10 protein-coding genes are annotated in these 12338 nt (G+C 35.9%); 6 read left to right on the plus strand and 4 right to left on the minus strand.

From position 1 onward, the window contains the following. Positions 1–60: 60 nt before the first annotated feature. The gene (locus tag ACIQXI_RS16740) at positions 61–1326 is read right to left on the minus strand and encodes an MFS transporter (protein WP_402927174.1); all 1266 of its coding nucleotides are present in this window, start codon (positions 1324–1326) and stop codon (positions 61–63) included. A gap of 729 nt (positions 1327–2055) precedes the next feature. Here ACIQXI_RS16740 and ACIQXI_RS16745 point away from each other — a divergent pair. Further along, positions 2056–3525, plus strand: a complete 1470-nt coding sequence (locus tag ACIQXI_RS16745; RefSeq protein ID WP_402927177.1) for a methyl-accepting chemotaxis protein — start codon at positions 2056–2058, stop codon at positions 3523–3525. A 341-nt stretch (positions 3526–3866) separates the two neighbouring features. On the opposite strand, the gene ACIQXI_RS16750 is transcribed toward ACIQXI_RS16745, so the two are convergent. Continuing rightward, complete coding sequence (locus ACIQXI_RS16750) at positions 3867–5261, minus strand: L-cystine transporter (protein WP_402927180.1); 1395 nt, start codon at positions 5259–5261, stop codon at positions 3867–3869. 194 nt (positions 5262–5455) lie between these two features. On the opposite strand from ACIQXI_RS16750, the gene ACIQXI_RS16755 reads away from it, so the two are divergent. After that, entirely contained in the window at positions 5456–6217 is a 762-nt protein-coding gene (locus tag ACIQXI_RS16755; protein WP_402927182.1) for a glucose 1-dehydrogenase, read from the plus strand. A gap of 110 nt (positions 6218–6327) precedes the next feature. Here the strand turns inward: ACIQXI_RS16755 and ACIQXI_RS16760 are convergent, their stop codons facing one another. Together ACIQXI_RS16760 and ACIQXI_RS16765 are read right to left on the minus strand one after the other, a co-directional pair. Beyond that, positions 6328–7278 (minus strand): GGDEF domain-containing protein, encoded by a 951-nt coding sequence (locus ACIQXI_RS16760; protein ID WP_402927185.1) that lies wholly within the window; start codon positions 7276–7278, stop codon positions 6328–6330. Then, a complete protein-coding gene (locus ACIQXI_RS16765; RefSeq protein ID WP_402927187.1) occupies positions 7238–8137 on the minus strand; it encodes an EAL domain-containing protein in 900 nt (299 codons plus the stop codon). The genes ACIQXI_RS16760 and ACIQXI_RS16765 overlap by 41 nt, the downstream gene beginning before the upstream one ends. Positions 8138–8432: 295 nt before the next feature. On the opposite strand from ACIQXI_RS16765, the gene ACIQXI_RS16770 reads away from it, so the two are divergent. The 4 genes from ACIQXI_RS16770 (at position 8433) to ACIQXI_RS16785 (ending at position 12300) form a co-directional block, all read left to right on the plus strand. Next, complete coding sequence (locus ACIQXI_RS16770; protein ID WP_402927190.1) at positions 8433–8618, plus strand: hypothetical protein; 186 nt, start codon at positions 8433–8435, stop codon at positions 8616–8618. Then, the gene (locus ACIQXI_RS16775) at positions 8608–10026 is read left to right on the plus strand and encodes an amidase (RefSeq protein WP_402927193.1); all 1419 of its coding nucleotides are present in this window, start codon (positions 8608–8610) and stop codon (positions 10024–10026) included. Before ACIQXI_RS16770 ends, ACIQXI_RS16775 begins: the two co-directional genes overlap by 11 nt. A 134-nt stretch (positions 10027–10160) precedes the next feature. Then, complete coding sequence (locus ACIQXI_RS16780) at positions 10161–11318, plus strand: PucR family transcriptional regulator (RefSeq protein WP_402927196.1); 1158 nt, start codon at positions 10161–10163, stop codon at positions 11316–11318. A 106-nt stretch (positions 11319–11424) separates the two neighbouring features. Next, complete coding sequence (locus ACIQXI_RS16785) at positions 11425–12300, plus strand: DMT family transporter (RefSeq protein WP_402927199.1); 876 nt, start codon at positions 11425–11427, stop codon at positions 12298–12300. Positions 12301–12338: the final 38 nt, after the last annotated feature.

Genomic DNA, 12338 nt, shown 5'->3' on the forward strand with positions numbered 1-12338 from the left:
CCCGCTTGTCCAACAAGCGGGGTGTAGTCTAATACCATTATTTATAATTAATGATATGGCTTATTTCCACAAACCATTTTTCACCATTTTTTCTTTATTGCCGAAAGCAACTAGTACAGCAATGATATTAATAATTAACATAACAACAATGATCCATAATACAGGAGTGTAGCTTCCAGTAAAGTCAAAAATGTAGCCATATGCTGGTAGTGCGATAATACCCGCAACTGCCAAACCGATAGATACCGTTGAATAGATTTGACTGTAATCTTTATTACCGAATAATGCAGCAGTAATAGCAGGAGCTAATGTTCCGATACAAGCTGATACGAAACCGAATAGGCCAACAGCCACTACAATTGCAATTGTACTTTGTACAAAGAATAACAATAATAACATTGATACTAATCCAATTACCATCGCGATAATTGTCGTAGTTTTTGGTCCGATTTTATCGATTAAATAACCAAAGAGAATAGAACCTAAAAGTACGCCGACCATTAAAGCAGACATAATGTTACCAGCAAATTTCACACTAAATCCTTGATTCACAAGGTATGTTGGAATGTGAATTGAGAAACTTGCTACAGAAGTAATGATAAAGAAGAACAACAGTAATAATGAAAATGCTAATGATTTTTTAGCATCTGCGAAAGAAATACCAGAATTACTAGTATCTTTCTCTACTTTTTTCTCGTCAGTGTTAGTTGCTTCAGCACCATAAGGTAATAAACCTTTTTCTTGAGGTGATTTTCTTAAGAAGAAAATAATTGTTGGAACAATAATTACGATAGCTGCAACACCTACCATAATATAAGCACTTCTCCAACCTTGGTTAGCAATTAAGTTACCAATTACCGGAGAAGAGAAAGCTCCAATTAAACCACCTGAAGCAGTAATAATACCTAAAGCTAATCCACTGCGTTGTTTAAACCATTGATTAATTAATACCGGACCTGCTAATACTGTGATTAATACACCACCAACAGCTAGAGGAATCGCAAGGATATACCAGCCCCATACTGAGCTCATCATACCGAATAAAGCGAAAGAACCTGCTTGTAAAATAATTGCAACAACAAGTAAAATACGTGTATCGTATTTAGCCATTAACTTACCACCAATTGGTAGGAAGATCATTGTTACGATTGATGAAATACTTAGATATAACGTTAAATTCCCTAGACCTACACCAATGTCTTCCGATACTGATGGTAAGAATAGACCTGCAGAACTGTTTAGTCCAGACTTAGCTAGACCGACTGTAATACATAAACCTAGTAAAACTAGCCATGCAAAGTGAAACTTTTTCTTATTAGCACTCATTTCCCTATTTCTCCTTTTATTTAAAAAAATTTATTTTACACGAAACGCCAAATTTCGCCATAAGACTACAATTTAGCAATAACGTAATGATAAAAAAGACATAATGTTGTATACTTGCTTTACTTAACTTGCGCCATTAGCATTAGCTATATGCACAATATTTAAGTTGGATCTACTTTATAAAAAGAATTTACGGTTTCCTTGAAAATTGATTTTTTAATGAAGTGGAATCCTTGCGCACTGACTATATCAAAATGCTTATACACTCTTTTTATATAAACCCGCGATAGCTTACTTTTAATGTTTCTGCAAGCAATAACGCAGTTGATTAATTCACCTCTAAAACCCCACTACACTAGACTTTATCTTGTTTTCGCCCCACGTAAACACCTCCAACAAATGTGAAACTTCTGTGACCTGCAATTTATTTTACCATTAAACTGTTTAATATTAAATTAATTAATTTCACAGAAAATTCATTTTCAGAAGAAAAAGTACTTGACAGCGCCTTTTTTTCTATCTACACAAAAGTATTTTTATCTATTTTTCTCACCTCATAAATAGGTAGTTATAACTAACATAGGAAAAAATCGAAAATAAGTCTTTACTACTTACTAATAAAATTAATATAATCAATCTTAACCATTAATTTAAAGGTAAATTATTTCCTTTATTAGTGATTAATTACTATTTTAATATAACAATTTTACAGGAGGTCTTTAGTGCAATATGATTGAGCAATTAAAATTAATAGACTTAAAAAATAAGAACAAACTAATGCTTTTCACTTATTTAGCTTCTACAATTTTAGGTCTAATTGGTACATTTTCTTTAAAGCCAGATATTTGGATTATCCTTTTCTATAGCGCGCAAATTATATTTTATCCATTGATATACATAATTAGTAATCGTTATAAGAAGGAAATTGTATTCCCCTACTTAATCGTTATCGTTATGAATATTTTTAATATCTGTTTAGTATTGATTCATGGCGGTCAATTGTCTACAGCGCTATCCATATTTTTCTTTGCGGTATTTGCTGCTGTGCAATTTAACAACAAAATTTTCGGTGTTGGTTATGCTTTAGGTTTAGTAACGCTTATCCTAATTTACCTTTTCCCTTCACCTGAATTTAAGCCCTATGTCGTAAATATAAGTTCTTTTGTTATCATTTATCTTTTTGTTGGTTTTCTATTAACAATATTAATTCGTATGAATCAAAATCAATTTAAAAAATTACAAGAGTATAGTGAAATAGCCGAAGCAGATGCGAAGTTAAAAGAAGAACATAAAATGCATCTAGAACGAGAAATCGATGTTATTGCTGATAGTATTAGTAAAATTAACGAAAAAGTTCAGTTTAGTTTAAGATCGCAAGAAGAGATTCAAATAGCGATGAATGAAGTATCAACAGGTAGTATGATACAAAGTGAACAAATTTCTAAAATAGCAGACAGTGCACAAAATAACTTAGCTGCAATCCACTCTATGAACGAAATAACAGTTCGTTTAATAGATGATTCTGTTCAATCTAGCAATCTAGCAGATGAAGGCCATAAAAAAGTTCACCTGCTAACCACTGAAATGAATAGTCTTCAAGACGTTATTGCTAACTTAAGCGAAAATTTCAAAGCTTTAACTGAAAAAATAGAAGAAACAAATCAGTTTGCGAACGATATCCAACAAATTACAGAACAAACTAACCTATTGGCTTTAAATGCTTCTATCGAGGCAGCTCGTGCCGGAGATGCCGGAAAAGGTTTCTCCGTTGTGGCGCAAGAAATAAGAAACTTAGCAGATTTAACGAATAATATTACCGTTAAAATTACAGAAAATTTAACGGATGTTAATACAACAAATAAATTAGCACAGGTTAATATGCAAAAAAGTAGTGATACATTACATCAAAGTGTAGAGTCTACAAAGTTAGTTAATGCAAACTTCATTCAATTAAGCGACATTTTACATTCATTAAAAACGCAATTTAATGAATTTGAGCAATTATCAAATGAAGTAGCTGTAAATAGCCAAAATGTTGATACATCAACAAATGACTTTGCAGCAATTATTGAGGAAGCCACTGCAACACTGCAACAGATGAATGCATCAATTGAAAGCATTACAGCTGACAACCACACAATCGCGAAGTACGTGGATGACACTGCTAAAAGTGCAGATAATATAAAAAATACTTATTAACAGTGCGCTAATGGTGCTAAAAAGAGTACGGGAGCTTTATTCGCTCCCGTACTCTTTTTTTAGGGCCCTTTTTAGTGCCAGGCACCCAAACAATTTAGAATTTTTAGTAAATTTATTTAAAACGCATATTACGTTAAACGCTTTTAGCAAGGTGCTAGGGGCGCTTGCCGATTATATTATATTGAGTGTTAGCACAGTGGATGACTACGCTTTAAAAGCCTACAATCAGCTTAAAAAAACGCAATCTGTAACACCTACCTTTAATCCCCTCCTTCTTGCCCAACGCAAAAAAATAGTATACTAAGCAACCACTTAGCATACTATTTCCACTATTAAAGAGCCTATAAGTCAGCGACTTGTGCGCTAACTGCTTTGTTATTATATACTTCTGTGTCTAACTCTTTCGTTACACGTGCTGTTGTAACCCCTGCTGTCATCGAACCACTTACGTTTAATGCAGTACGTCCCATATCAATTAATGGCTCAACTGAAATTAAAATCCCAGCAAGTGCAACTGGTAAGTGAAGCGCCGATAATACAAGAATCGCTGCAAACGTCGCACCACCACCGACACCTGCTACACCAAATGAACTAATCGCCACTACTGCAATAACAGTAATGATAAAGACAGGATCTAGCGGATTAATACCAACAGTCGGTGCAATCATAATAGCCAACATGGCAGGATATACACCGGCACAACCGTTTTGACCAATCGATAAACCAAATGAACCTGCGAAGTTCGCTATCCCTTCTGGCACACCTAATCTTCCTGTTTGCGTTTTAATATTCATCGGTAAAGTCCCCGCACTTGAACGTGAAGTGAAGGCGAATAACAATGTTTCAAGCGTTTTTTTCACATACGTAAATGGATTTAAACCACTTAATGAAAGAATCAGTAAATGAACAAGGAACATAATAATTAATGCAACATAAGAAGCAATAACAAACTTGCCTAAGTTGTAAATTGCCCCAAAGTCAGACGTTGCAACTGTACGTGCCATAATTGCTAAAATACCGAATGGAGTTAAACGTAACACAATCGTTACAACACCCATAATTAAGGCATGCACACCATCTATACCTTTTTTAATAGTAGCGGCCATCTCTTCATCTTTACGCGCAACACGTAAATAAGCAAAACCTAAAAATGCTGCAAATATAACTACGGCAATTGTTGATGTTGAACGAGCTCCCGTTAAATCAAGGAATGGGTTTGCAGGGAACAATTCGATAATCTGCGTTGGTAAATCAGGTGCAGTCATGCTTGTTGTTTTTTCTTCTAAATATGCTCCACGCTCAGTTTCGGCGTCGCCATGCATAATTTGCGTAGCATCTAAATCAAAAATTGTCGCTGATAGAATCCCTACTCCTGCGGATACTGCTGTAGTACCAATTAAAATCGCTAAAATTAAGGCAGCCATTTTCCCGAAATTTTTGCCAATCGTCATTTTCGTAAAGGCAATTAAAATAGAAATAAATACTAATGGCATTGCTACCATTTGAAGCAACTTCACATAACCAGTACCAATAATGTTGTACCAAGGCGTTGTTTCAGCCAATACTTCCGAATCAATACCATAAAATAATTGCAGTCCTAGACCAAGTGCAATACCTAAGCCTAGACCAGCAAAAACACGATTGGAGAATTTTACGTGTTTTTTGTTCATAATAACTAAAATTCCAACGCACACAAGTAACAGTGCTACGTTCAGAATGACTTGTAAAGTTGACAATAGAAGGCCCCCTAAGTTGTTTTAATAAATGTAAATCGAATTATATACCTATAATACCTATTATTCAAGTATGTTTTATTAAGATTAGTATTTTTAAAAATGTAAGCGCTTCATTTAGTTTGATTAAACTACTGAAAAGGAATACAATCATATTAGTTTAATAGTGTACTTACATTTGGGAGGAGAGAATGTTTATGGCAAAATTACAAAATAAAGTGGCGATTATTACAGGTAGTGGTGCAGGAATCGGTAAAGAAATAGCACGCACATATGCACAACAAGGTGCAAAGGTCGTCATTGCTGACTTCAATGAGGACGCATTGACTGCAACCGTTACTGAATTTAATGAAGCTGGATTAGAGGCATTTGGTGTTAAAGTAAATGTCGCTATAGAAGAGGATATCCAAAAAATGATTGCTAATACGGTATCTCATTTTGGTCGTATAGATATTTTAGTCAATAATGCTGGAGTTGGTGACAATATGCAAGCAGCTGCAAATGTAGAGGATGCCATTTGGCAGCGTGTCATGGACATTAATGTGAACGGTGTAATGCGTGCCATCCGACAAGTATTACCAATCTTTATTGAAAATGGCGGCGGAACAATAGTCAATATGGCTTCTATTGCTGGATTAACTGGTGGTCGCGGTGGACTAGCTTATACAACCGCTAAACATGCTGTTGTCGGTATGACAAAAAACATCGCCTCTCACTACGGTCCACAAAATATCCGTTGCAATGCGATTGCACCAGCACATGTAGAAACAGGTTTCGCAGCGACAATGACCAACGTTGACCCATTTGGTATGGAACAATCTGTGCGAGGTGTTCAACTTATGCCAAAAGCAGGTCAAGTTGCTGATATTGCGAATATCGCCCTATTTTTAGCTTCTGATGATTCAGCTCTGATTAATGGTGTAGCAATAGCAGCCGACGCAGGCTGGAGCGCTTATTAACATTTTCAATGAGTGTTTATATATTTACGAAAAAACCTACCACATGTATTAAATGAGGTAGGTCTTTTTTCTGCTTTGCAGTAATTTTTGCACCGCTCCGCTACACAAATTTAATGGACGAGGTAGGTTTCTTTACTATTAATTAAATAACAGCTTCCCAATATCTTTTTACATTCTTTCTTTAAACGAGCTACAGCATCAGACATTTGGTCAACGGACGTAAATTGCTGATATTCATTTGTCATAACAGCTATAGATAATGAAGTACAGGTAAAACGTTCTAATTTTCCAGCTCTATTTGGAACTTGTACTCGAAGCAAATCCTCTAGCTCATAGAAATCAATAATACGAGCATCAAACTCTTCAATAATCGTTTGGCAAATGCCAGCCACTTCATAATGTGGAACAATTGCTACAAAATCATCGCCGCCGATATGTCCTAAGAAATCTTTTACACCGGCAATATTTCTACTGAGGATTTCAGTTAAATAGAGCAAAACATTATCCCCTTTTTTAAAACCATAGGTGTCATTATACGTTTTAAAATGATCTAAATCGAAATAAATTAGACTATATTTTTCAAGATGTAATGCTTCTTCTAATTTTTCTTCTATTAATTTATTACCAGGTAAGCTTGTTAGAGGATTTAAAAAACTCGCAATGGCTACTTGCGTCTCCACCAGCTTTAATAGCAGTTCTCTAATACTGACTACCCCAACATATTGCCCTTTGCTAATGACAATAACATCATCATATAGATCCTCTGCTCGCCTACCCATCGCCGCCGTACTAACTTCGGTAATAGGTGTCCCATAATCTACAATAAGGGGATTATCTTTAATGATAAGCTGATTTTGTCGTCCCATAAATAAATGATAACCATAACGTGTACCAATTTTTTGATAGAAATGCGTGCGGGTAATATGTCCAATTGGTCTGCCATCTCGAACAACAACTACACTTCGCAATGATGGGTTGCTCGTAAAAAGTAAATCGACTTCTTTATTTTTCACAAATTCATCAATACAAGGAACGTTTTCTATGACTTCTCCTATCTGCATCGTCATCCACCCTTATTTCCCCCAATTGAATATCTTTTGCTGGCTTCCCTAACGCATATCCTTGTGCATAGTGGACGCCAATGGCTTGTAAATATTCGAGCTCTTCTTGCCGTTCTATTCCTTCTGCAATAATTTTTGTTTCGGCTTGTTCAGCGTACTTCATTAATAGTGTAACAAGTTGCTGTTGTTCACAGTTTTTATCGATAAATTGAATTAATGAGCGATCTAGTTTAATAAATTCAGGCTTTAAATAAATTAGCGTCTTTAAACTATTATAGCCTGACCCCACGTCATCCACTGCAATGCGATAACCTTGTGAACGATAATGTGATAATACTCGTTCAAACTCCACAAAATCTAACACAGCACTGCGCTCAGTTAACTCAAAAACTACCTGCTGTGGCTTAATATCGAGCTCTTTGAGCAATTGTAATGTTTCACCACTGTTATATTTCTTATCTAGTAAGACGTTTGGGTGGATATTGAGAAAAAGGGTAAAATCATGATTTAGTAGCTCTCCATACAGGCGCTCTTTGAAACGCTGCAAAGAAAGGTTACGACAAAAGCGTTCAAATAAAAAGACGCAGTCTGTTTGTCCTACAAATTCATAAAATTGATCGACACTATTAAATAAATCAGAAGGGGTTGGTCGATTTAATGCTTCAAACCCCATTGTTCGCATTGTTTGTAACTCCACAATCGGTTGAAAATAAGTATGTAAATCTTTAGCCTCGATAATTTTTTGCAATGCTTTTAATCGTTTTATATATAAAGTATTGTTTTGATGCTGTTCGTATAAATGATTTAAATATAAAAAAACACTGCTTGTTTTCACGTTTTGACTCACAACAGACTCCATTTGCCACCTCTTAAATTGGTTATTATTATCCATTGTAAACTTTCATTGTAAATGTGCTATGAAGTAGTTGTAAAAAGAATTCAGAATTGTTCGAGTGACTGGCACATAAACAATTTTGAATTGTTTATGTGCCAGTCACTATTGACAAATTATTTTGATTATTTATCATTAAATATAGTAAGTATTTTTCTTTCTATTCTGAAAATTGTAGATTGCTAGTAGATGTTTATTTTTTTCTTAGGTCTTTATAGGAAAACCTATTGAGATAAATTATTTTCAAGGGAGGATCATGTCAATGAGTTTGTCTATTCAACAACTATTGGAGAACAGAGGAATTACAGCAAAATCTGAGCACCTTGAACTACTGCAAACACGGTGGGAAAGTATGCAATCACTTCGCAGCAATTTAGAAGGCATTGCAATTGATGATGCGGATATCGCGATTCGCAACATACCTGGAGGTGACCATATTGAAAACTGATTTACATTTAAAATCTGTAGAAGAATTGGCGCCATTACTTGAAAACAAAACACTCTCTCCCGTCGAATTGACGAAGGAAATTTTAAACTTTGCTGAAGAAAGTCAGCCGAAAATTAATGCTTACATGGCTTTTTATCGGGATGAGGCTTTAGAGCAAGCTAAATTGGCAGAGCAAGAAATTTTAAATGGTCAGTACCGCGGCATGTACCACGGCATTCCGCTGGCACTAAAAGATAATTTATACTTTAAAGATAAAATCACGACGATGTCTTCAAAGATCCATAAAGATTTTGTGTCAAATTATGATGCGACCGTTGTAGAAAAGCTGCGTGATGCTGGTGTTATTTTTACCGGAAAATTAAGTATGCACGAATATGCATGGGGCATTACCAATAATAATCCACATTATGGACCTGTACGCAACCCATGGGATCTCGATAAAATCCCAGGCGGCTCTAGCGGTGGTTCAGGTGCAGCCGTAGCAGCTGGCGCAAGCGTAGCATCATTAGGAACCGATACAGCAGGCTCAATCCGGATTCCTTCTTCAGCATGCGGCATTGTCGGCTTGAAACCTACGCATGGTCGTGTAAGTAAATATGGCTGCTACCCGCTTGCTTGGAGCTTAGACCATATTGGACCAATGACAAAAACGGTAAAAGATGCCGCGGCCATGCTCGAAATTATTTCAGGTTTTGACCATCGAGACCCTACATGTGTCAATGTACCGGTAGATCATTATTTACAGCAAATTTCTGGTGATGTGAAAGATTTAGTCATTGGTGTAAATGAGGATTATTTCTTTAACAGAGTAGATTCAGACGTTGAACGTGCAGTTCGGGCAAGTATTCAACAATTAGTAGACCAAGGGGCAAAGGTAGAAGTTGTGAAAATCCCATCCTTGCAATATGCAGAATGGGCGGAGCTTGTTACTTCTCTATCTGAGGCATCTGCTATCCACCACTCAGATATGCAAACGAGACCACAAGATTTCGGTAATGATATTCGTCTTTTGTTTGAGCTAGGTGAATTACCATCAGCCGTTGATTATTTACAAGCACAACAAGTACGGAGACAAATTAAGCAAGAGTTTACGCAAATATTCAATCAAGTAGATGTTTTAATCACACCTACATTACCGATTGTAGCTAATACCATTGGCGATGACTTTGCAGATTTGAATGGCGAAAAAGTCGACTTAATCGACAATATTATTCGCTTCACTGGACCAAGTAATTTAACGGGCTTACCAGCACTTTCTGTTCCATGTGGATTTAAAGGTAATTTACCAATTGGCTTACAAATTATTGGACCAGCCTTTAACGAAGGACGTATCCTAAATGTAGGCTACGCAATTGAACAAACCAATCCGTTAAAAAATAGAAAGCCTGACCTTTTTGCAAACATTTAAAATAATTTGGAACCGTCCATTCGTGGGCGGTTCTTTTTGTCCATTTCAAATAAAAGCTAGCAACTATATTCATGTAGCCTAAAATGATGGTACGATACTTAATAATAAATTATTGGAAAGGTCTAGATTCCCTAATGAACGTGAAAAACTTTTTGCAATTGCCTATTACAAAGGATTTTACAGTAGTTGCAGGTAGCAATGGTTTACATAAACCTGTCCAAAATGTTGAAATTCTTGATTTTGAATTTTCTCCGGATATCGAAACGGTTCGAGAAACAATTTTCACACCCAAAAGTGTAGTACTCAGCAGTTTATTATTTGCCAAACAGCAACCCGACTATTTATTACATGCTGTAAAAAGCCTTATTCAATTAGACGCTAGCGCCTTAGCCTATAAGCCCGTTATTTATAATGATTTACCCGACGAAGTACTCGCTTTAGCGAATGCTCATCATTTCCCGATATTACGATTTGGCGGCGATGAATTTTTCGAAAAAATCATTTTAGAAACAATGGCTTATGCCAAAACACAAGATTATACATTCTTTTTAGAAACCATTATGAAACGGCTTATTCAAGAAGAAATATCCGATGAACAAATTACCTCTTTTTTGCAACAGTTAAACAAACCATTTGAAAACTATGTATTTGTCGCCAATATTCAAATGCTATCAGTAAAAGATACGCAATGGATGCAACCATTTTTACAATTAGAGCTACTATTAAAAACAGGGCTTATTTGTAAATATAAAAATAGTATCTTTATTATCGTGACCAACCCATCTCAGCATTTTCATTTTGAAAAATTTCTTACTGAATGGCTGACTATGTATGATATTTCTACAGACCAACTCACGATTGGCTACAGTCAAATGCATGTCACACAAACAGCACTTCACCTTGCTGTTCGCGAAGCCTTCTTTGCTCGCATCATGGCGGAAATTGATATGATTGCTACTTGTCATTACGAACAGCTTGGATCAGAAAGCCTACTTATTGAACTGCATCGGAAAGACCCGCATTTTGCTATTAATTATGTTAATAGCTATCTAGGACCATTGCTTGATGAAAAAGTCGATACAGATTTATTGAATACTGCCATCACCTATATTGCAAAAAAAGGTAATATTAAAGAAGTAGCTGTTGCACACTTTTGCCATCCAAATACGATACGCTATCGCATGACAAAAATACGCCAGTTAGTAGCACCATTAGATAATGATTATGTATTTTATGAACGCTTATCAGCAGCCGTTAAAATGTACTTATTACATAGCAAACTAGCAGATTAATAGAAGCTTTGGAATAAGTACAAAAAAACGCCTGAAAGTTTAGAATCACAGTCAAATTCTTTTCTTCCTTCTCATGCTATCCTTATTGGAGTAAGGAGGAAAAATGATGAAACAATACATAGCTGATGGCATGCTTCTAACAACTGCTATCGTTTGGGGTAGCGGGTTTGTAATAACAGCCGTTGCACTAGAATATTTAACTGCCTATCAAGTGATGGCAGGAAGGTTTATAATAGCTTCGATTATCCTAAGCGTAATTTTTGGCTACAAGTTAAAAAAAGCAACAAAATCTGTAGTCTGGAAAGGTATTATATTAGGAACGATTTTGTACATTGCCTTTGCCCTTCAAACAGTCGGTTTGCAATATACGACGCCTTCTAAAAATGCGTTTTTAACGGCAGTAAACGTTATTGTCGTGCCGCTTATTGCCTACGCTGTCTACAAACGACGTATTGATGGCTATGAAATTATCGGCTCTATTATAGCGCTTGTTGGAATCGGATGTTTATCTTTACAAGGTTCGCTCACAATGAATATCGGAGATGCTCTTTCTCTCGCTTGTGCTGTCGCCTTTGCTTTTGATATTTTTTGTACAAACCTATTTGTGCAAAAGGAAGATGCAATCGCTCTTACGATTATTCAGTTTTTAACGGCATCCATTTTAGGTATTTTAGTCGTCGTGAGTCAAGGCGATATTCCAACTACCCTTGAAAAAGAGGCCATCTATTCAATTATTTATTTAGGTATTTTTTCAACGACCATTGCGTACCTTTGTCAAAACGTAGCAAATCAATATACAACTGCTACAAAGGCAGCCATTATTCTGTCAACAGAATCCTTTTTCGGCATGGTGTTATCGGTCATCTTCTTACATGAAGTACTAACGAGCCGTATGATTATAGGCGCTGTCTTAATATTACTCGCTATTTTAATCGCTGAAGTAAAGCCCGCCTATCCAAAAAAACGGATGATGAATAACTAACAATAACGCTCGACTAACAATAGTTTCAGTTTATACTG

The organism is Lysinibacillus sp. NPDC097195, from assembly GCF_044762075.1.
Classification (GTDB): Bacteria; Bacillota; Bacilli; order Bacillales_A; family Planococcaceae; genus Lysinibacillus.

What these genes read in the sequence shown, in the direction of transcription:
- ACIQXI_RS16780 (WP_402927196.1), top strand. Translation starts at nt 10,161, where the DNA reads ATGAACGTGAAAAACTTTTTGCAATTGCCTATTACAAAGGATTTTACA.
- ACIQXI_RS16760 (WP_402927185.1), bottom strand. Translation starts at nt 7,278, where the DNA reads ATGCAGATAGGAGAAGTCATAGAAAACGTTCCTTGTATTGATGAATTT.
- ACIQXI_RS16765 (WP_402927187.1), bottom strand. Translation starts at nt 8,137, where the DNA reads ATGGAGTCTGTTGTGAGTCAAAACGTGAAAACAAGCAGTGTTTTTTTA.
- ACIQXI_RS16770 (WP_402927190.1), top strand. Translation starts at nt 8,433, where the DNA reads ATGAGTTTGTCTATTCAACAACTATTGGAGAACAGAGGAATTACAGCA.
- ACIQXI_RS16785 (WP_402927199.1), top strand. Translation starts at nt 11,425, where the DNA reads ATGAAACAATACATAGCTGATGGCATGCTTCTAACAACTGCTATCGTT.
- ACIQXI_RS16745 (WP_402927177.1), top strand. Translation starts at nt 2,056, where the DNA reads ATGATTGAGCAATTAAAATTAATAGACTTAAAAAATAAGAACAAACTA.
- ACIQXI_RS16755 (WP_402927182.1), top strand. Translation starts at nt 5,456, where the DNA reads ATGGCAAAATTACAAAATAAAGTGGCGATTATTACAGGTAGTGGTGCA.
- ACIQXI_RS16740 (WP_402927174.1), bottom strand. Translation starts at nt 1,326, where the DNA reads ATGAGTGCTAATAAGAAAAAGTTTCACTTTGCATGGCTAGTTTTACTA.